Source organism: Pigmentiphaga sp. H8 (genome assembly GCF_003854895.1).
Taxonomy (GTDB): domain Bacteria; phylum Pseudomonadota; class Gammaproteobacteria; order Burkholderiales; family Burkholderiaceae_B; genus Pigmentiphaga.
This window is the reverse complement of the sequence record NZ_CP033966.1, coordinates 4,108,403-4,128,128: the sequence shown is the minus strand read 5'-3', so window position 1 is coordinate 4,128,128 and position 19,726 is coordinate 4,108,403. Positions and strand designations below refer to the sequence as shown.

22 protein-coding genes are annotated in these 19,726 nt (G+C 67.9%); 19 read left to right on the top strand and 3 right to left on the bottom strand.

All coding sequences use genetic code 11. From position 1 onward, the window contains the following. Positions 1-27 precede the first annotated feature (27 nt). From EGT29_RS19510 to EGT29_RS19480, 7 genes are all read left to right on the top strand, one after another. Positions 28-813: an ABC transporter ATP-binding protein gene (locus EGT29_RS19510; protein ID WP_124690530.1), complete on the top strand. Its 786-nt coding sequence runs from the start codon at positions 28-30 to the stop codon at positions 811-813. 63 nt (positions 814-876) lie between these two features. Further along, positions 877-1,872: an ABC transporter substrate-binding protein gene (locus tag EGT29_RS19505; protein ID WP_124690529.1), complete on the top strand. Its 996-nt coding sequence runs from the start codon at positions 877-879 to the stop codon at positions 1,870-1,872. Next, positions 1,872-2,720, top strand: a complete 849-nt coding sequence (locus EGT29_RS19500) for an ABC transporter permease (RefSeq protein WP_124690528.1) — start codon at positions 1,872-1,874, stop codon at positions 2,718-2,720. Before EGT29_RS19505 ends, EGT29_RS19500 begins: the two co-directional genes overlap by 1 nt. Before the next feature lie 18 nt (positions 2,721-2,738). Continuing rightward, positions 2,739-3,512, top strand: a complete 774-nt coding sequence (locus EGT29_RS19495) for an SDR family oxidoreductase (RefSeq protein ID WP_124690527.1) — start codon at positions 2,739-2,741, stop codon at positions 3,510-3,512. Between the two features lie 81 nt (positions 3,513-3,593). After that, positions 3,594-4,421 carry an IclR family transcriptional regulator gene (locus tag EGT29_RS19490; protein ID WP_124690526.1) on the top strand — a complete coding sequence of 276 codons (828 nt, stop codon included), beginning with the start codon at positions 3,594-3,596 and terminating at the stop codon, positions 4,419-4,421. 19 nt (positions 4,422-4,440) lie between these two features. Next, on the top strand, positions 4,441-5,691 hold the full coding sequence (locus EGT29_RS19485) for a TIGR03862 family flavoprotein (protein WP_124690525.1): 1,251 nt from the start codon (positions 4,441-4,443) through the stop codon (positions 5,689-5,691). A gap of 56 nt (positions 5,692-5,747) precedes the next feature. Then, positions 5,748-5,957, top strand: coding sequence for a heavy-metal-associated domain-containing protein (locus EGT29_RS19480; RefSeq protein WP_087840800.1), 210 nt, complete (start codon positions 5,748-5,750; stop codon positions 5,955-5,957). On the opposite strand, the gene dinB is transcribed toward EGT29_RS19480, so the two are convergent. Then, complete coding sequence (dinB, locus tag EGT29_RS19475) at positions 5,924-7,000, bottom strand: DNA polymerase IV (protein WP_124690524.1); 1,077 nt, start codon at positions 6,998-7,000, stop codon at positions 5,924-5,926. The genes EGT29_RS19480 and dinB overlap by 34 nt on opposite strands. Positions 7,001-7,025: 25 nt before the next feature. Beyond that, positions 7,026-7,760 carry a glycosyltransferase family 2 protein gene (locus EGT29_RS19470; RefSeq protein ID WP_124690523.1) on the bottom strand — a complete coding sequence of 245 codons (735 nt, stop codon included), beginning with the start codon at positions 7,758-7,760 and terminating at the stop codon, positions 7,026-7,028. 182 nt (positions 7,761-7,942) lie between these two features. Here EGT29_RS19470 and EGT29_RS19465 point away from each other — a divergent pair, with 182 nt between their 5' ends. Further along, entirely contained in the window at positions 7,943-9,355 is a 1,413-nt protein-coding gene (locus EGT29_RS19465) for a DEAD/DEAH box helicase (RefSeq protein WP_124690522.1), read from the top strand. A gap of 42 nt (positions 9,356-9,397) precedes the next feature. On the opposite strand, the gene gluQRS is transcribed toward EGT29_RS19465, so the two are convergent. After that, the gene (gene gluQRS / locus EGT29_RS19460) at positions 9,398-10,288 is read right to left on the bottom strand and encodes a tRNA glutamyl-Q(34) synthetase GluQRS (protein ID WP_124690521.1); all 891 of its coding nucleotides are present in this window, start codon (positions 10,286-10,288) and stop codon (positions 9,398-9,400) included. A gap of 208 nt (positions 10,289-10,496) precedes the next feature. Here gluQRS and EGT29_RS19455 point away from each other — a divergent pair, with 208 nt between their 5' ends. The 11 genes from EGT29_RS19455 to EGT29_RS19405 all read left to right on the top strand — a co-directional run bounded on the left by EGT29_RS19455 (position 10,497) and on the right by EGT29_RS19405 (position 19,725). Next, positions 10,497-11,426: a DnaJ C-terminal domain-containing protein gene (locus EGT29_RS19455; RefSeq protein ID WP_124690520.1), complete on the top strand. Its 930-nt coding sequence runs from the start codon at positions 10,497-10,499 to the stop codon at positions 11,424-11,426. Positions 11,427-11,428: 2 nt separating this feature from the next. Then, a complete protein-coding gene (locus tag EGT29_RS19450) occupies positions 11,429-11,746 on the top strand; it encodes a chaperone modulator CbpM (RefSeq protein ID WP_124690519.1) in 318 nt (105 codons plus the stop codon). A gap of 143 nt (positions 11,747-11,889) precedes the next feature. Beyond that, positions 11,890-12,732 (top strand): IclR family transcriptional regulator, encoded by an 843-nt coding sequence (locus EGT29_RS19445; protein ID WP_124690518.1) that lies wholly within the window; start codon positions 11,890-11,892, stop codon positions 12,730-12,732. Then, positions 12,732-13,529 carry an SDR family oxidoreductase gene (locus EGT29_RS19440; protein ID WP_124690517.1) on the top strand — a complete coding sequence of 266 codons (798 nt, stop codon included), beginning with the start codon at positions 12,732-12,734 and terminating at the stop codon, positions 13,527-13,529. The genes EGT29_RS19445 and EGT29_RS19440 overlap by 1 nt, the downstream gene beginning before the upstream one ends. Further along, a complete protein-coding gene (locus EGT29_RS19435) occupies positions 13,522-15,201 on the top strand; it encodes a thiamine pyrophosphate-binding protein (RefSeq protein WP_124690516.1) in 1,680 nt (559 codons plus the stop codon). The genes EGT29_RS19440 and EGT29_RS19435 overlap by 8 nt, the downstream gene beginning before the upstream one ends. A gap of 3 nt (positions 15,202-15,204) precedes the next feature. Then, positions 15,205-16,683, top strand: coding sequence for an aldehyde dehydrogenase (locus EGT29_RS19430; RefSeq protein ID WP_370282482.1), 1,479 nt, complete (start codon positions 15,205-15,207; stop codon positions 16,681-16,683). Positions 16,684-16,697: 14 nt separating this feature from the next. Next, positions 16,698-17,657, top strand: a complete 960-nt coding sequence (locus EGT29_RS19425) for a VOC family protein (protein WP_124690515.1) — start codon at positions 16,698-16,700, stop codon at positions 17,655-17,657. Positions 17,658-17,687: 30 nt separating this feature from the next. Further along, positions 17,688-17,990, top strand: a complete 303-nt coding sequence (locus EGT29_RS19420; protein ID WP_370283055.1) for a hypothetical protein — start codon at positions 17,688-17,690, stop codon at positions 17,988-17,990. After that, positions 17,990-18,217: a recombinase-like helix-turn-helix domain-containing protein gene (locus EGT29_RS19415; RefSeq protein ID WP_124692444.1), complete on the top strand. Its 228-nt coding sequence runs from the start codon at positions 17,990-17,992 to the stop codon at positions 18,215-18,217. The genes EGT29_RS19420 and EGT29_RS19415 overlap by 1 nt, the downstream gene beginning before the upstream one ends. Positions 18,218-18,227: 10 nt before the next feature. Continuing rightward, positions 18,228-19,247, top strand: coding sequence for an aromatic ring-hydroxylating dioxygenase subunit alpha (locus EGT29_RS19410; protein ID WP_124690513.1), 1,020 nt, complete (start codon positions 18,228-18,230; stop codon positions 19,245-19,247). Between the two features lie 58 nt (positions 19,248-19,305). Next, positions 19,306-19,725, top strand: a complete 420-nt coding sequence (locus EGT29_RS19405) for a RidA family protein (RefSeq protein WP_124690512.1) — start codon at positions 19,306-19,308, stop codon at positions 19,723-19,725. Position 19,726 lies beyond the last annotated feature (1 nt).

Sequence of the window (19,726 nt, the reverse complement as noted above, 5' to 3'; positions counted from 1 at the left end):
AAGCTTCGGTTCCTACAGGCCCGCAACATGAATGAAATCGAGTTCCGCAAGGTTGGCAAGCGCTTCATGGATCGCCAGACGGGAGAACCCCGCACCGCGGTCACCGACGTCAATCTCAGCATACGCAGCGGCGAGGTGGTGTCCATCATCGGCCCGTCGGGTTGCGGCAAGAGTACGTTGCTGAACATGGGCGCCGGCCTCTACCTGCCCAGCGAGGGCGAGGTCTACGTGGGCGGCGAGCGCGTCACCAAGCCCGTGCGCAAGGTGGCGTTCATGCTGCAGAAGGATTTGCTGATGCCGTGGCGCACCATCCGCGCCAATGTCGAGCTGGGACTGGAAATCGACGGTGCCCCGGCCCGCGAGCGCAAGGTGATCGCCGACGAGCTGTTGGCCAAGTGCCACCTGAAGGGCTTCGAGGAACACTATCCCTACCAGTTGTCGGGTGGCATGCGCCAGCGTGCCGCGCTGGCTCGCACGCTGGCCGTGGACCCGCAGGTGCTGCTGCTGGACGAACCGTTCTCGGCCCTGGATGCGCAGACCAAGATGGTGCTGCAGCAGGACCTGGCCAAGATGGTGTACGAGAAGCGCAAGACGGCGCTGTTCATCACCCACGACCTGGTGGAGGCCATCGCGCTGTCCGACCGCCTGCTGGTCATGAGCGAGCGTCCCGGCACCATCATCGAGGAAATCGTCGTCGACCTGCCCATGCGGGACAACCCGCTGGAGCGGCGCAAGCTGCCGGAAATCGGCCCGCTGCAGGGGCGCCTGATGGAGTTGCTGAAGGTCGGCAAGGAAACCGCCGAACTGCACTGACCGTCCATTTCTCCCGATCACGCACGTCGCGCCCGTGGGCGCCCATTCTTTACAGGAAGCCCTATGAAAAAAGCTCTGGTCTCGTTCAGCTTCAAACTGGCCGCCGTCGCCGTGGCTGTCGCCTCGCCCTTCGCCGTCCACGCCGCGCCCGAGGAAGTGAACTATCTGCTGCCCGCGCCGCCCACGCTGCCGGCCTTCGCCCCGTGGATGATCGCGCAGCAGCGCGGCTACTACGCCGATGAGAACATCAAGGTCAATTTCGTGCTGGGCAAGGGCGGCGTCGACGTCGCCAAGCAGATCGGCGCCGGCAATGCCGTGATCGGCGGCGCCATCGGCGACACGCCCATCATCGTCCGCGCCAACGGCGTGCCGGTGAAGGCCGTCGCCGTGCTGGGCGCCGGCTCGCTGTCGGCGCTGGCGGTCAAGAAGAACGGTCCGATCAAGTCGGTTCCTGATCTCAAGGGCAAGACCCTGACCGTGATCTCGTACAGCGACACGACCTACTACGCGCTGCTGGGCACGCTCAAGAAGTACAACCTGAGCAAGAACGACGTGTCCATCCAGGCCGCGGGCCCGGCCGGCGTCTGGCAGCTGTTCGCCGCCGGCAAGTCCGAGGGCATGGCCGCCACGCCCGACTGGCTGGTCGATGCCGACGAGGCCACCAACGGCAACGTCGAGTACCTGAAGGTCGACAAGCCGTTCAACAGCATGGCGCAGGCCATCATCGCCTCGGACGAAACGATCAAGAACAACCCGGACCTGATCAAGCGCCTGGTGCGCGCGACCCTGCGCGGCATGCAGGACGTGATGAAGGATCCCAAGAGCGCCGCCGCCACCTACGCCCAGGCCGCGCCGGCCTTCAAGGGCAAGGAAGAGAAGCTCGAGCGCATCCTGCGCCTGTACAACAAGTACGTGTACGCCGACCAGAAGGTGCTGGGCCAGATGGACACCGCCCGCCTGGCGGAAGTGCAGAAGTTCTACGTGTCGGAAGGCATCGTGTCCAAGGCCGCGCCCTTGACCGATCTTTATACGAACCAGTTCGTCGGGGTTGAGCGGTAATGTCTGTATCCGTATCCAACGAAAACGCGCCCGCCGCGGCGGGCGCCGCCAAGCCGGCGGCCCGCCCGTTCTTCTCGGGCAAGGTCGCCACGGCCGCCGGCAGCCTGCTGGTCCTGGTGGTGTTCCTGGCCGCCTGGGAATGGGGTCCCGGCCTGCTCAAGATGCCGGAATTCATCCTGCCCCGCTTCAGCCGCGTGGTCCAGGAATTCGGCCATATGTGGCAGACCAGCGAGCTGCTCATGCACAGCGGCATCACCGCGTTCGAGGTGATCGTCGGCTTCATCCTGGGCGCCTTGCTGGGCCTGGTGGTGGGCGTGGTGCTGGGCCTGTCGCCCACCACCGAATCCATCCTGTCGCCGTACATCCTGGCGCTGCAGATCGCGCCCAAGGTGGCCTTCGCGCCGCTGTTCGTGATGTGGCTGGGCTATACCATCTATCCCAAGATCCTGGTCGCCATCCTGATCGTGTTCTTCCCGGTCATGATCAACGTGCTGTCGGCGGTGCGCACCGTGGACCCGGACATGGTCAACCTGGTCCGCACGCTCAACGCCAGCCGCTGGCAGATCTTCCGCCTGGTCGAGTTCCCGTCGGCGCTGCCGGCGCTGTTCTCGGGCCTGCGCATCGCCTCGACGCTGGCCGTCATCGGCGTGACCGTGGGCGAACTGGTCGGGGGCAACCTGGGCCTGGGCTTCCTGCTGGTCGACGGCGAGGGGCAGGGCAATACCTCGGCCGTGTTCGTCACGATCGCGGTGCTTACGCTGATCGGCATCGTCGCCTACGCGGGCGTCGTCTGGGCCGAGAAGCGCGTACTTCACTATCTGCCGCGCGCGGCCACCACCACGGTCTGAGCGCGGGTAATGGGAGCAATGTTGGATTCAAGCACTATCGGTAATCTCCTGCGGGGCCGCCGCATCCTGGTGACGGGCGCGGCGCGCGGGCTGGGCTACGAGTTCGCGGTGGCGCTGTGCCAGGCCGGCGCGCAGGTGGCCATGGCCGACATCCTGGCCGACACGCTGAAAGAGGCGGTCGAGTCGCTGCAGGCGCGGGGCTTTCCGGTGCACGGCATCGAAGTCGACCTGGGCGACAAGGCCTCGGTCGAGCGGTGCGCGGCGCGCGCCGTCGAACTGCTGGGCGGGTTGGACGGGCTGGTGAACAACGCCGCCATCACCAATTCGGGTGGGCGCACGGCGCACCAGCTCGAGGTCGAGGTGTGGGACAAGGTCATGCAGGTCAACGTGCGCGGCACCTGGCTGATGTCCGTCGCCTGCCACGCGGCGCTGAAGGCGTCGGGCCGGGGCGCCATCGTCAACCTTGCGTCGGACACGGCCCTGTGGGGCGCGCCCAACCTGATGGCCTACGTCGCCAGCAAGGGCGCGGTCACGGCGATGACGCGGTCGCTGGCGCGCGAGTTCGGCGCCGACAACATCACCGTCAATGCCATTGCCCCGGGGCTGACCCTGGTCGAGGCGACGGAGTACGTGCCCGAGGCGCGGCACCAGCTCTACCATGACCAGCGGGCGATCCACCGCGAACAGGTGCCCGAGGACGTGAGCGGATCGGTGCTGTTCGCGCTGTCGGACCTCGCGCGCTTCGTTACCGGGCAACTCCTTCCGGTCAACGGCGGTTTCGTGATGAATTGAAAAAAGCGGGCGGCGTGGCCGGCACCGCCCGTCGGGACCGGTATCATTCCGTCCGCAAGCCATCAGACAGTCGGTCACACCATGAGCAAAGGGAATATCTCGGAGGTCGCGCAGGACAAGTATCTCGTCCCGGCGCTGGAGCGCGGCCTGCTGTTGCTGGGACAATTCAGCCACGTCGACCGCAAGCTGTCGGCCCCCGAACTGGCGCGCCGCCTCAGCCTGCCGCGATCCACCGTCTTCCGGTTGCTGATGACCCTGGAGTCCATGGGCTTCGTCCAGCGGGCCGAGGGCGGGCACGACTACCGGCTCGGACTGGCCGTGCTGCGGCTGGGCTTCGAATATCTGGCCTCGCTCGAACTGACCGAACTGGGCGCGCCCCTGCTGGAGCGCCTGCGCGGCGAGATCGGGTTCTCGTGCAACCTGGTCGTGCGCGATGGCCGCTCCATCGTCTACGTCGCCAAGTCGTCGGCGCCCACGCCCTTCACCAGCTCGGTCCACGTCGGCACGCGGCTGCCCGCGCACGCCACGGTGCTGGGCCGCGTCCTGCTGGAGGATCTCACGCTGGACGAACTGCGCGAGCTGTTCCCCGAGGAACACCTGGCCAGCTATTCCTCCAGCACGCCCACGACCGTGATGGATTTGTACGAGCTGGTGCAGAAGGACCGTGAACGCGGCTATGTGCTGCAGGAAGCCTTCTTCGAGGCGCGGGTCTCGACCATCGCCGCGCCGGTGCGCGACGCCACCGGTCGCATCGTGGCCGCGCTGGGCGCCACGATCCCCTCGTCGCGCTTCGAGCCCGAGCGTATCGACGACCTGGTCGGCCGGGTGCGCAACACCGCCATGGAGTTGTCCCGCCTGTTGAATTATTCGCCCGAGAAACTGGCCATGGGCCGGGTCGTCAACCTGTGAACGGTGCGCCGTGCCGGCCATGGCCGGGCCGTTGACCGCGTCCGGTCGCGCCGCCGTGGTGGGCGCCGGGCCGGCGGGCCTGATGGCCGCCGAGGTCCTGGCCGGGGCGGGCATCGCGGTGGACGTCTACGACGCCATGCCGTCGGCGGGCCGCAAGTTCCTGCTGGCAGGCATAGGCGGCCTGAACATCACCCATTCCGAACCGGCGGCGGCCTTCCTGGCCCGCTATGGCGATCGCGCCGAGGCGCTGGCACCCATGCTCGAAGCGTTCGGCGCCCGGGCCATATGCGATTGGGTGCATGGCCTGGGCATCGAGACCTTCGTCGGCTCCTCGGGCCGGGTCTTTCCCAAGGAAATGAAGGCCGCGCCGCTGTTGCGCGCGTGGCTGCACCGGCTGCGGGGGCAGGGCGTGCGCCTGCACATGCGGCATCGATGGCTGGGATGGGAGGAGGGCGGTGCGCTGGCCTTCGACACGCCGGCCGGCCGCGCGGTCCAGCACCACGATGCCGTGGTGCTGGCCCTGGGCGGCGCGAGTTGGCCGCGGCTGGGATCGGACGCGGCCTGGGTGCCGTGGCTGGCCGGGCGCGGCGTGCGCATCGCACCGCTGGCGCCTGCCAACTGCGGTTTCGAGATCGACTGGAGTCCGCATTTCCGCGAACGCTACGCGGGGCAGCCGGTACGCGCGGTCACGCTCGCCATGTCCGACGAGCAGGGCGAGTGGCGCCGCGGCGGCGAGTTCGTCGTGTCCGGCTACGGCGTCGAGGGCAGCCTGGTCTATGCCGCCTCGGCCCGCCTGCGCGAGGCCGTCGCTCGCCACGGCCACGCCGAATTGCGGCTCGACCTGGCGCCCGGGCTGGGCATGGAGCGTGTCGCCGAGGAACTGGCGTGGCCGCGCGGCAGCAAATCCATGGCCAACCATCTGCGCGCGCGTATCAAGGTGGATGGCGTGAAGGCGGGCCTGCTGCGCGAGATCGTGCCGGCCGCCGACTTCCACGATCCCGCCAGGCTGGCCGCCTGGGTGAAGTCGCTGCCCTTGACGCTGCGCGCGCCGCGTCCCATCGACGAGGCCATCAGCAGCGCCGGCGGCGTGGCGTTCGACGGCATGGACGAACACGGCATGCTGGGCGCGCTGCCCGGTGTCTTCTGCGCCGGCGAGATGCTGGATTGGGAGGCGCCCACCGGCGGCTATCTGCTCACGGCCTGCCTTGCCAGCGGCCGCTGGTCGGGGCAGGGTGCCGCCCGTTGGTTGGCGCGGCGCAACGGCGCTTGACCTTGCCATCGTGGGAAGGGAAATACTGGCTACACCATCAAGAAAGGAGTCATGCCATGTTTGAATTCCAGGTGCAGGGAATGAGCTGCGGACACTGCGTCAAGTCCGTCACCCAGGCGGTGCAGTCCGCCTACCCCCAGGCCCATGTCGAGGTCGACCTGGGCGCCGGGAAGGTGCGCGTCGACCAGGCCGGCGATGCCGCGCGCATCGCCAAGCTGATCGAAGAGGCCGGCTACACGGTGTCGGGTTCCGAAACCGTCGGCTGATCGCCGAACAGCGCGAGCTGTCCGCCGGGGGCGCCCAGGCGCACGCCCAAGCCCATCAGCCGCACGGCGCGCGGGTTGCGGCGGAAGGCCGTGGCCAGCAGGATGCGGAATTGTTCCTCGTCCAGCGCCGCGCCCACGCCTTCGGCGGTGGTGCGGTTGAAGTCCGAGAAGCGCAGTTTCACGAACAGTTTCTGGATGTGGTTCTGGGCATCGGCGCGCCGCACGCGCGCGTCGAGCTGGTCCAGCATCTCGCGCAGGAGCGCCTGGCACGCCTCCAGCGTGTGCAGGTCGGTCACGAAGGTCTGCTCCACGCTGACCGACTTGCGTTCACGGGTGGGCGAGACCTCGCGCAGGTCGATGCCGCGGCACAGGTCGTGCAGGCGTTCGCCGAACGCGCCGAATTCGTCGCGCAGCCGGTCGTGTTCCCATTCCCGCAGGTCGGCGCAGGTCTCGACGCCCAGCGCCTTGAGCCGCGCGCCGGTCACCTTGCCCACGCCGTGAAGCTTGGCGACGGGCAGGGCCGCCACGAAGGTGTCCACGTCCTGCGGGCGCACCACGAACAGGCCGTCGGGCTTGTTCCAGTCGCTGGCGATCTTGGCCACGAACTTGCTGGGCGCCACGCCCGCCGAGACGGTGATGCCGACGGCCTGGGCCACGCGCTGCCGGATCTCGCTGGCGATCCGCGTGGCGCTGCCCTGCAGCCGGTCGCTGCCGGTCACGTCCAGGTAGGCCTCGTCCAGCGACAGCGGTTCGACCAGTTCGGTGTAGTCGCGGTAGATGTCCATGATCTGCGCCGAGGCCACGCGGTACATCTCCATCCTGGGCGGAATGATGAGCAGGTCCGGGCACAGCCGCACCGCGCGCGCCGACGACATCGCCGAATGGACGCCGTACTTGCGCGCCTCGTAGTTGCAGGTGGCCACCACGCCCCGGGTCTCGGGCCGCCCGCCCACGGCCAGCGGCCGGCCGCGCAGGCTGGGGTCGTCGCGCATTTCTATCGATGCGTAGAAGCAGTCGCAATCGCAGTGGATGATCTTGCGCATGGCCGCATTCGCCGGTTGGCCGCGCCTATTTCAGGCTGAGCTTCGCATAGCGATAGAAGCTGCCGGCGGCCGCGGTGGCCGCGAGCAGGAACCCGTGGCGGCCGTCCAGGAAGCCGCGCTTGAAGACGTACAGCCGCACGAAGGTCCAGGCGCCATGCCCGATCGCGGCACCCACGCCGGCGCGCCGGCCGCGCGCGTGCAGGGCCTGCGCGCTGTCCGTGGAATAGCGGTTCATCTTGGCGATGGCGCTGTCCAGGTCGGGATAGGTGTAGTGCAGCAGATGCGGCGCCAGGTGTCCCACCGCGCCGTCGGCGACCACCTTTTCGTGCACCAGGTCGTCGCTGAAGCGGGCCGTGCCGCGCCGGAACAGGCGCAGCACGCGGTCGGGCCACCAGCCGCTGTGGCGGATGAAGCGGCCGCAGAAACTGGACAGCCGTGGCATGTCGTAGGCGTCGTGGCGCGGTGCGCGCAGGACGTCGGCGATCGCGGCGGCCAGTTCGGGCGTCACCCGTTCGTCGGCATCGATCGACAGCACCCAGTCGCCGGTGGCCAGGGCCAGCGCGCGGTTCTTCTGCGGGCCGAAGCCGGGCCAGTCGGGGGTGGTCTCGACCCGGGCGCCGTGCTGGCGCGCGATGTCCACCGTCTCGTCGGTGCTGCCCGAATCGACCACGACGATCTCGTCGGCGAAGCGGACCGATTCCAGGCAGTCGGCCAGGTTGCGGGCCTCGTTGCGGGCAATGATGATGACGGACAGGCGCATGTCGCATGCGGAGCAGGGTGGCGATGCCGCCATTACAGCATGGTGCGCCGGGGCGGCGGGCCCGTCCGCCGCCGGTTTTTCCTTCTGGCTGACAGGCTGGCTTTTGGGGTAAAATCTAAGTCTTTGATTTTTCTGGACTATTGATACGCATCATCGTGTTGCGGCATTGGTGGTCCCCCACCATGACAGATACAGCGGCATCAGGGCCCAGTTCTTTTGCCGATTTCGGCCTGCACCCCGACATACTCAAGGCGGTCGTCGCCACTGGGTACACCATTCCGACGCCTATCCAGGCGCAAGCAATTCCGGTCGTCACCAGCGGCCGCGACGTAATGGGCGCAGCGCAAACCGGAACCGGCAAGACCGCGGCTTTCACCCTTCCCATCCTCCATCGGCTCATGCCCTTGGCCAACCACAGCGCATCGCCGGCCCGGCATCCCGTGCGCGCGCTGATCCTCACGCCCACGCGCGAGCTGGCCGACCAGGTGGCCGATAACGTCAAGCGCTACAGCCAGTTCACGCCCCTGCGCGCGGCCGTGGTCTTCGGCGGGGTCGACATCGGCCCCCAGAAGGAAGAAGTGCGGCGCGGCTGCGAGGTGCTGATCGCGACCCCGGGACGCCTGCTCGACCACGTCGAGCAGAAAACCATCAATCTGGGCCAGGTCGGCATGCTGGTGCTGGACGAGGCCGACCGGATGCTCGACATGGGCTTCCTGCCGGACCTTGAACGCATCATCCGCCTGCTGCCCCAGCAGCGCCAGACGCTGCTGTTCTCGGCCACCTTCAGCAACGAGATCCGCAAGCTGGCGCGCTCCTACCTGACGCAGCCGGTCGAGATCGAGGTCGCGGCGCGCAACGCCACGGCCGACACCGTCAGCCAGATCGCCTACAAGCTGAGCGGCGACGCCAAGCGCGCGGCGGTCGTGCACCTGGTCAAGTCGCGCGGCCTGAAGCAGGTCATCGTGTTCTCCAACACGAAGATCGGCACCGCCCGCCTGGCGCGGCAGCTCGAGCGCGACGGCGTGCGGGCCGAGTCCATCCACGGCGACAAGACCCAGGCCGATCGCATGAAGGCGCTCGAGGCCTTCAAGGCCGGCGAACTGGAGGTGCTGGTGGCGACCGACGTCGCGGCCCGCGGCCTGGACGTGGCCGGCGTGCCCTGCGTGATCAACTACGACCTGCCCTACAACGCCGAGGACTACGTGCACCGCATCGGGCGCACCGGCCGTGCCGGCGCGACGGGCGAGGCCATCGCGCTGTTCGCGCCCGAGGAAGAGCGCTTCCTGCTCGACGTCGAGAAGCTGATCAAGCGCGAGATCCCGCGCGGCCAGCTGGACCTGCCGGCGTCGGTGCTGGCATCGTCGCGCGGCGAACGCGATCGCGAACGTCCGGTCCGCAGCCATGGCGGACGCGGCGAACGTGGCGAGCGCCATCGCTACGAGCCGCCGGCCAAGCCCGTCGACGATTTCTTCTTCCGCCCCTACGTGCCCGCGAACGGCACCGAGCCGGTCCACAGCGAGGCGCCTCCCGTGCCGCCCCGCACTTCCGCCAAGCGGCCGCTGGCCGTGCTGCTGGGCGGCGGCAAGAAGGACTGACCTTCTGCCGGCCATCGTCGGGGCGCTTGCCGCGCCCCGGCCTCATCCCCGATGTATTGCCCATCGCCGCGCCCAGCGGTCCGTCGCCTCGGCCAGGAAGGCGGGGACGTCCGCCGCCGGCAGCGGCTCGCATTGCAGGTGGCGCCACGCGGCCTGCAACGCGGCCAGCGGCCGCTGCGTATCGATCGCGGCCGCGCCGGTCTGTTTCGACAGTTTCTGCCCGTCGGCATTGACCACCACCGGCACGTGCATCCACCGGGGGACCGGCAGCGCCAGCAGCGTCTGCAGGATTTTCTGCCTGGGCGTGGAGCCGATCAGGTCCTTGCCGCGCACGACGTCGGTGACGCCCTGCTCGGCGTCGTCCACCACCACAGCCAGTTGGTAGGCCCACATCCCGTCCGCGCGGAACAGCACGAAGTCGCCCACCTCGTCCGCCACGTCCTGTTCGATCACCCCCATCCATCGATCGTCGATACGTACGGTGCCCGGCGGCACGCGCAGCCGCCAGGCGCGGGCCGGCTTGCCGTGCAGCCCGCCGCGGCAGGTGCCCGGATAGGGCAGTTCGCCGGCCGGCAGGTAGCCGCGCGCGCTCAGGACGGAATCGGCGATTTCCTTGCGCGTGCAGCCGCAGGCGTAGACCATGCCCTGGCGCCGCAGCGTATCGAAGGCCGCGCGGTAGGCCTGGTGGCGCGAGGACTGGTAGAGCACCTCGCCGTCCCAGTGCAGGCCCAGGGCCCGCAATTGGTCCAGGATGATGCGGTCGGCGCCTTCCACGACCCGCGGCGCGTCCAGGTCCTCGACACGCACTAGCCAGCGTCCGCCATGGGCGCGGGCGTCCAGATGGCTGGCCAGCGCGGCCGCCAGCGAGCCCTGGTGCAGGGGGCCGGTGGGGCTGGGGGCGAAGCGGCCGACGTAGTCCGATGGCGCGTGCATGGGGAGGCGTCGTTCCTTGAGTTCGAATGAGGTCCTCGAAGGATACGGCACAAATCGCCAAGGTTCTGCTGTCCGGCCCGCCCTGATAGACTGGAAGCCGACGAGGGTCCTCCTTCGCCCCGGGCGATTGAAATCGGTCGGCGTGTCCCACATATAAGACGGTAACCCCCCGGGCAGGGGCGGCACTTTACTTTGCGAGACCGCGGCTATGGAGTTCAAGGACTACTACGCTACTCTGGGCGTCGAGCAGGGGGCGTCGGACGACGATATCCGGCATGCCTACCGCAAGCTGGCCCGCAAGTACCATCCGGACGTCAGCAAGGAAGCCGACGCCGAGCAGCGCATGCGCGACGTCAACGAGGCCTACCAGGTGCTGAAGGATCCCGAGAAGCGGGCCGCCTACGACAACCTGGCGGCCGGCGTCTCGTCCGGCGGCGATTTCCGCCCGCCGCCCGACTGGGATAGCGGGTTCGAGTTCCGCGGGGCCAGCCCCAACGATGATGCGGCGTTCAGCGAGTTCTTCTCGTCGCTGTTCGGCGCGCGCCAGCGTCCGGGCGGCGCGCCCATGCGCGCCCGCGGCGAGGACCACCACGCCGCCATCGAGATCGACCTGGACGACGCCCTGCACGGCGCGACCCGCGACATCTCGCTGCGCTCCATCGGCCACGACGAGAACGGCCAGCCCCGGCTGCAGACGCGCACGCTGAGCGTGCGCATCCCGGCCGGGATACGGGAAGGGCAATTCATCCGGCTGGCGGGGCAGGGCATGCCGGGCCTGGGCGGCGGCGAGAACGGCGACCTCTACCTCGAGATCCGGATCAAGCCCCACCCGCGCTATCGGGTCGAGGGCCGCGACCTGTACATGGACCTGCCGGTCGCCCCCTGGGAGGCCGCGCTGGGCGCCACGGTGCGGGCGCCCACGCCGCACGGGCCGGTCGAGGTCAACGTGCCGGCGAATTCGCGCGACGGCCGCAAGCTGCGTCTGAAGGGCAAGGGCATCCCGGGGGACCCGGCCGGCGATTTCTATCTGGTACTGGAGATCGCCTGGCCGCCCGCCGACACCGAGAAGGCGAAGGCGGCGTATAGACACCTGGCGCAGGAAGTGCCTTTCGACCCGCGCCGGAACCTGGGAGACTGACGATGAAGACGGTTGCCGTCACCGCCACCCTGGTGGGCAAGGAACAGCCGCTCAGCACCGGGGAGCTGGCCCGGGCCTGCGGCGCGGAAGAGACCTGGGTGCTGCAACTGGTCCGGGTCGGCATCATCGAGGCCAGCGGCCGTCCGGCCGACTGGTGCTTCGACAGCGCCGCGCTGCGGCAGGCGCTGGCGGCGCGCGACCTGCAGCGCGATTTCGACGCCAGCCTGGACGCGGCGGCCCTGATCCTCGACATGAGCAACGAAATACGGCGGCTGCGCGCGCGGTTGCGCGTGCTGGGCCTGGACGCCGAAGGCCGCTGAGCGTTATATAGGGTTTACCCTAGTGACGACGGGAAGGCGGAGCGGCTATATTTCGTTCTGTTCCGTGTATGGATTATCAGTTCATATTTGAAACGACATTCATGCCCATCCCTTAGCTGCTCGAACGAACCCTGGCGCGCGCCGTGAACCCGCTTCTTCCTCAGGAAACTTCGCAGGACAAGTACGTCGTTCCCGGCCTGGAGCGCGGCCTGCGCGTGCTGTGCGAGGTCGGCCAGGCCCAGGGCGCCATGAACGCCCCCGAACTGGCGCGCCGGCTGGGCGTGCCCCGCACCACGGTATTCCGGCTGCTGGCCACGCTCGAGCGCATGGGATTCATCCATCGCGCGGACAACGGCCGCGACTACTTCCTGGGCATGGCCGTGCTGCGCCTGGGCTTCGAATACCTCGCCTCGCTCGAACTGACCCAACTGGGGGCCCCCCTGCTGGAGCGGGTGCGCAACGAGTTCAATCTTTCCTGTCACCTGGTGGTGCGCGACGGCGCGGACATCGTCTATGTCGCCAAGGCGGCCGCCAATACCCCGCTCGCCAGCTCGGTGAACGTCGGCACGCGCCTGCCCGCCCACGCCACGGTGCTGGGCCGGGTGCTGATGGCCGACATGTCCCTGGACGAACTGCGCGAGCTGTATCCGCAGGGCACGCTGCCCATCGTCAACGCGTTCACGCCGCGCTCCGTGGAGCAATTGCACGCGCTGCTGGCGGAGGACCGCCGGCGGCCCTACCTGCTGCACGAAGGCTTTTTCGAATCGGGCATCTCGACCCTGGCCGCGCCGGTGCGCGAGCAGGGCGGAGCCATCGCCGCCGCGCTGGGCGTGGCGATGCCCGCCGTGCCGCTGGAAGCCGGCCGCCTGGAGCGTCTGGCAGACAGCGTGTGCGAAAGCGCCGCCGAACTCTCTTCTTTGCTCAACTACCGTGGGCAGGATGCCGCCTACGGTCTCGATGAAAAACTGAACGGAATGGTTGCCTAATGACTATGTATAAGCTTGACGGGAAAGTCGCCGTCGTCACGGGGGGTACCTCGGGCATCGGTCTCGCGACGGTCGGCTTGTTGCTGGAAGCCGGCGCGGCGGTCGCCTTCTGCGGCCGCAACGAGGACAAGCTCAAGGAAGCCAGGGAAGGCCTCCTTGCCCGTTTTCCCGGCGCCCGCATCCTTGCGGCCCGCTGCGACGTGCTGGTGCCCGAACAGGTCGAGGCCTTCGCCGCCCAGGTGCAAAAGGAACTGGGAACGGCGTCCATCCTGGTCAACAACGCCGGCCAGGGCCGTGTATCCACGTTCGCCAGCACCGAGAACTCGGCCTGGCTGGACGAAGTCCAATTGAAGTTCTTCTCGGTCATCAACCCGACCCGCACCTTCATTCCGCAGCTTGAGCAGAGCGAGGATGCCGCGATCGTGTGCGTGAATTCGCTGCTGGCCATCCAGCCCGAACCGCACATGGTGGCCACGTCGGCCGCGCGCGCCGGCATCCACAACCTGGTGCGCTCGCTGGCCTTCGAACTGGCTCCCAAGAAGATCCGCGTGAACGGCATCCTGCTGGGCCTGGTCGAGTCGGGCCAATGGCGCCGCCGCTACGAGGAGCGCAAGGACCGCGCGCTGACCTGGGAGCAATGGACGGGCCGCATCGCCGCCGAAAAACAGATTCCGCTGGGCCGCCTCGGCCGTCCCGAAGAGCCCGCGCGGGCCATTTTCTTCCTTGCCACGCCCTTGTCTTCCTACACGACGGGCAGCCATATCGATATCTCCGGAGGGGTTTGCCGTCATGCCTAATGTCAACCGTATCACCGTCGGCGCAGCCATTGCGCAGTTCCTCGAGAACTGCGGCGTCAAGGCGGCATTCGGGGTCATCTCGATCCACAACATGCCCATCCTGGACGCCTTCGGCGAACGCGGGAACATCCGCTTCGTCATGGCCCGCGGCGAAGCCGGCGCGACCAACATGGCCGACGCCTATGCCCGCACCACCGGCGGCCTGGGCGTGACCGTGACCAGCACCGGCACCGCCGCCGGCAATGCCGCCGGCTCGATGGTCGAGGCCATCACCGCCGGCACGCCGCTGCTGCACCTGACCGGCCAGATCGACAGCCCCTACCTGGACCAGAACCTGGGCTTCATCCACGAAGCCAACCACCAGCTCGACATGCTGCAGGCCGTGTCCAAGGCCGCCTTCCGCATCCGCACGCCCGAGACCGCCATCGGCATCGTCAAGCGCGCGGTGCAGATCGCCATGACGGCCCCGACCGGTCCGGTCAGCATCGAGATCCCCATCGATGTGCAGGCCGCCCTGATCGACGAACCCGCCGACCTGAGCCCGCTGCCCGTGGCGGCGCTGGTGCCGTCCGAGGCCGCGCTGGACGAGCTGGCCCGGCGCCTGGCCCAGGCCAAGCGTCCGCTGCTGTGGCTGGGCGGCGGTGCCCGCCAGGCCGGCGAGCAGGTTCGCCGCCTGGTCAAGCTGGGCTTCGGCGTGATCACCAGCACGCAGGGCCGAGGCGTGATCCCGGAAAACGATCCGGCCTGCCTGGGTTCGTTCACGGTCGCCAAGCCGGTCGAGAACCTCTACCAGACCGTGGACGCGCTGCTGGTGGTCGGTTCGCGCCTGCGCAGCAACGAGACACTGAAGTACGCGATCAAGCTGCCCGCCACCCGTTACCGCATCGATGCCGATTCGCAGGCGGACGGCCGTGCCTACACGACCGATTTCTTCGTTAACGGCGATGCCACCCTGGCGCTCAAGGGCCTGGCCGACCGGCTGGAAGGCAAGATGTCGGTCGACCCCAAGTTCCTGGACGACATCCAGTCCGCCAAGCAGGGCGCGATGGCCAAGCTGCGCGACGACGTCGGCCCCTACACCAGGCTGATCGACACCCTGCAATCCGTGGTGGGCGAATCCTTCAACTGGGTGCGCGACGTCACGCTGTCCAACAGCATCTGGGGCAACCGCCTGCCGTGCCTGCATGAACCCAAGGCCGGCGTGCACGCCCTGGGCGGCGGCATCGGCCTGGGCCTGGCGATGGGCGTGGGCGCCGCCGTGGGCGCGGCCGTCAGCGGCTCGGGCAAGAAGACCTTCACGCTGGCCGGCGACGGCGGCTTCATCCTGAACCTGGGCGAGCTGGCGACGGCGGTGCAGGAACAGGCCGACATGCTGATCGTCCTGATGAACGACCAGGCGTACGGCGTCATCAAGAACATCCAGGACGCGGTCTACGGCGGGCGCAAGCACTACGTGCAGCTGCACACCCCGGACTACGCGCTGCTGACCCAGGCCATGGGCCTGGGTCATGCCCGCGTCAGGAACCTGGACGAGCTGGAAGGCGCGCTCAAGCAGGGCCTGGCCGCCAAGGGGCCGTTCATCGTCGAGATCGACATGCTGTCGGTCGGCGGCTTCAACACCAAGTTCGCGGGTCCCCCGGTCAAGGCCGCGACCGACAAGGCGGGAGCCTGAACCATGCTGATTTCCGACAAGAATCTTCCCATCTGCGTCGCCGGCGTCTGGCGCGAGGGCGGCGGCGACCGCTACGCCACGCTCTATCCGGCCACCGGCGAGCCCGTGGCCTACCTGAACGCGGCCAGCCTGGACGACGTCGAAGAGGCGATCCAGGGCGCGCACCAGGCCTTCCGCACCAGCGGCTGGGCCCAGCGCAAGCCGCACGAGCGCGCCGCCGTGCTGTACCGGATCGCGCAGCTGATCCGCGAGCGCGCCGAGGACCTGGCCCAGCGCCAGCGCCTGGACAACGGCAAGCCCATCAGCGAGACGCGCGCACTGGTGGCCAGCGCGGCCGGCACCTTCCAGTTCTTCGCCGCCGCCTGCGAGACGCTGGAGGAAGTGATCACCCCGTCGCGCGGCGACTACATGTCCATGAGCGTGTACGACCCCATGGGCGTGGTGGCCGCCATCACCCCGTGGAACTCGCCCATCGCCAGCGAGGCCCAGAAGATGGCTCCGGCGCTGGCCGCCGGCAACGCCCTCGTGGTCAAGCCCGCCGAAGTCACGCCGCTGATGGCGCTGGACCTGGCCGCCATCTGCGAGGAAGCCGGCGTGCCCAAGGGCATCATCAGCGTGCTGCCCGGCAAGGGTTCGGTCATCGGCGACGCCATCACCAAGCATCCGCTGGTCAAGCGCGTGTCCTTCACCGGCGGCACGACCACCGGCCGGCACATCGCCCACATCGCCGCCGACAAGATGATGCCGGTGTCGCTGGAGCTGGGCGGCAAGTCGCCCACCATGGTGTTCGAGGACGCCGACCTGGACCATGCCGTCAACGGCGTGCTGTACGGCATCTTCAGCTCGTCGGGCGAGTCCTGCATCGCCGGTTCGCGCCTGTTCGTCGCCTCGTCCATCTATGAGCAGTTCCTGGACCGGCTGACCCAGCGTGCCGCCGCGCTGCGCGTGGGCGACCCCGCCGACGAGCGCACCCAGATGGGCCCGCTCATCACCGGCCGCCATCGCGAGTCGATCGAGCGCTACGTCGAGATGGGCGTGTCCGAAGGCGGCCGCATCCGCACCGGCGGCCAGCGTCCGGAAGGCGGCATCTACGACAAGGGTTATTTCTATCGCCCCACCATCATCGAAGGCCTGGACAACCAGGCGCGCATCAGCCAGGAGGAAATCTTCGGGCCGGTGCTGGTGGCGATGCCCTTCGACAACGAAGAGAACCTGATCGAGCAGGCCAACGACAGCGTGTACGCGCTGGCTGCCGGCATCTGGACGAGCGACTACAAGCGCGCCTGGCGCGTCGGCCGCGCCGTGCAGGCCGGTACGGTGTGGATCAACACCTACAAGTTCTTCTCGATCTCCACGCCGTTCGGCGGCTGGCGCGACAGCGGCCTCGGCCGCGAGAAGGGCCGACTCGGCATCCTGCAGTACATGGAACAGAAAGGCATGTACTGGGGCATGAACCAGAATCCGTTGCCTTGGGCAAACTGAGGTAGGAGAGCAAAATGGACGTATTGGGTATAGACGAAATCACCTACGGCGCCGACGATCTGGCCGCCTGCAGGAAATTCCTGTCCGACTGGGGCCTGACGCTGGCCGAGGAAACGGACAAGTCGCTGGTGTTCGAGTCGATGAACAAGTGCCGGGTGATCGTGAAGACCACCGATTTCCCGGGACTGCCGCCGGCGATCGAGGACGGCCCGACGCTGCGTGAAGTGGTGTGGGGCGTGTCCAGCGACGAGGTGCTGGAGCGTTTCGCGGCTCGCCTGAAGGACAAGCCGGGCTACGTGAACGAAGGCGGCCGGGTCGGTTGTACCGATCCCAACGGCCTGGCCGTGCGTTTCCAGACCACCCGCAAGATCGACCTCGATCTCGACAGCCCGGGCATGAACACCTGGGGTACCAAGGCCCGTCGCAACGAGCGCAGCCCGATCTACGAGCGCGCCACCCCCATCGAAGTCGGGCATGTGGTGTTCTTCGTGAAGGATGTGAAAGCCTGCGAGCAGTTCTATACCGAGAACTTCGGTTTCGTGGCTTCCGACCGCTATCCGGGCAAGGGCGCCTTCCTGCGCTGCGCGCCCGAGGGCGGCCACCACGACCTGTTCCTGCTGCAGCCGCCGCAGCCGCGCGCCGGCCTGAACCACGTCGCTTTCGCCGTGCGCGATATCCACGAAGTGTTCGGCGGCGGCATGGCGATGGCCCGCGATGGCTGGAGCACGCAGCTCGGCCCGGGCCGGCATCCGATCTCGTCGGCCTACTTCTGGTACTTCAATTTCCCGGGCGGTGGCCTGATCGAGTACTACGCCGACGACGACTACCTGGATGCCGAGTGGGAAGCCCGCGACTTCGAGCCCGGTCCCACCGTGTTCGCCGAATGGGCGATCGATGGCGGCCTGGACGGCAATACCCGCCGCCAGAAGAACGCCAAGGCGCCCGACGGCAAGTTTCTTACCGAGAAGAAGTAGGGGCGACGTATGGCCGAGCCGGCGAATGTGATGTTGACCGTGCTGCTCAAGCACGATCAGTCGAACAATCTGGACGCGGTCCAGACCAAGCTGAAAGAAGCCGACTGGTGGGAGCGGTTCCCACCCGAGGGCGTGAAGATCGTGTCCTGGACCGTGGCGATGGGGCTGGGGCAGATCGTGACGCTCGAGGTGCCGTCGCATCTGCTGGCCACGGTCAACGTCGAACTCGAGCGCTCGGCCTGGGGTGTGTTCCGCACCGAGTGCTATCCCACTTATGACTTTGTTCCCGTTCGCGAACGCATCCGCGAACGCGTACGCAACGGAGGTAAATGATGCAACAAGACCGTTATCTGGACCCGCATCAGGCACGGCGCCGCACGCCCACCGAGTGGGAAAGCCTGCTGGGCGATTCGCTCGAGCGCGCCTTCGCGGCGGGCAAGCATGAACTCGCGCCCATCGTCGAATACCTGAACCATGCCGGCCCTCCGGCGCCCAACGGCGTGCCCTGGACCGAGGACCTGCTGCAATCCGAACTGGCCCGCCTGGCCGAGACCGCCTGAGGAGTCCGCCATGATCAAGATCGATAGCCCCGACACCCTGCTCGCGAACGGCCTGAAAGACACCTGGTACGCGATCTGTCCGTCCAACTTCATCGCCGACAAGCCCGTGTCGCTGCGCCGCCTGGGCATGAAGCTGGTGTTCTGGCGCGACGAGGCCGGCAAGCTGTACGCGCTGGAAGACCATTGCCCGCACCGCGGCGCGCCGCTGTCGCGCGGCATCCTGCTGGGTGACCGCATCGCCTGCGGCTACCATGGCGTGCAGGTGCGCGCCGACGGCGTGGTGACCAACGTGCCGGGCAGCCCCGGCTGCAGCCTGGAAGGCAAGCGCGCCGCGCGTTCCTTCCACGTGGTCGAGCGCAACGGCGCGGTGTTCCTGTACAACTCGGCCACCAACGTGGACGAGGCGCCCGACTTCACGCTGCCCGAAGAACTGGTCTCGGACGAGTACGCGGCCTTCCTGTGCTACACCGAATGGCGCGGCGACTATCGCTACGTCATCGACAACGTCATGGACCCGATGCACGGGACCTATCTGCACAAGCAGTCGCACTCGATGGCCGAGGGTTCCTCGGTGGCCGATTTCGGCGTGCGCGACACCGAGCACGGCTTCGTCTTCGAGAAGAAGGGCCAGCGCGGCGTGAACTTCGACTGGACCGAATGGGCGAACACCGGCCTGCACTGGCTGCGGCTCGAAATCCCGTATCCGTCCACCGGCGGCCCCGGCGGCAGCTTCGCCATCGTCGGCACCTACACTCCCATCTCCGAGAACCTCGCCGCCGTGTTCCACTGGCGCTGCCGCAAGGTCTCGGGCTGGCAGCGCCATGCGTGGCAGTTCCTGTACCGCAACCGGCTGGAAGCGCGCCACTGGGCGGTGCTGGAGCAGGACCGCGAAGTGCTGGAAGTCATGGAGCCCGACGCCAATCAGCGCGAGAACCTGTACCAGCACGACATCGGGCTGGTTCGCCTGCGCCGCCACCTGCGCAACCTGGCGACCGAGCAGTTCGAGCAACTGAAAGGGAAGACGGCGTGAGCCGCCTTGCCGGGTACGGATTCCCCGTCCGGGGAATCCGCGGCGCCTGGAGGCCGCGATGAGCGGCGGCGCGGCCGCGCGCCGCGTCGTCGCGTCGTCGGTGCCCGAGCGCGAAACGGCCACCTGGTCCAATTGCCTGGTCCTGGGCAATGAAATCTCGATGTCGGGCATGACGGCCAACCCCGAATCGACGGCCGCGTCGCCCCTCGGTACCTACGAACAAACCCTGATTGTGCTAGGCAAAATCCGAGCTTTGGTCGAGGCCGCTGGCGGAGGGGTGCAAAATATTTATAAACTGGTGATTTACGTGACGAACATTCAGGACAAGGATGAAGTCGGAAGGGCCCGCAAGGAGTTCTTCCAGTCGCCTTATCCGTGTTCCACGTTGGTCGAGGTGCGTGGCCTCGTTTTTCCCGGTCTGACCGTGGAGATCGATGCGTTTGCGCGGCTCGACATCGCCCTGCGTGCCGACGCATAAC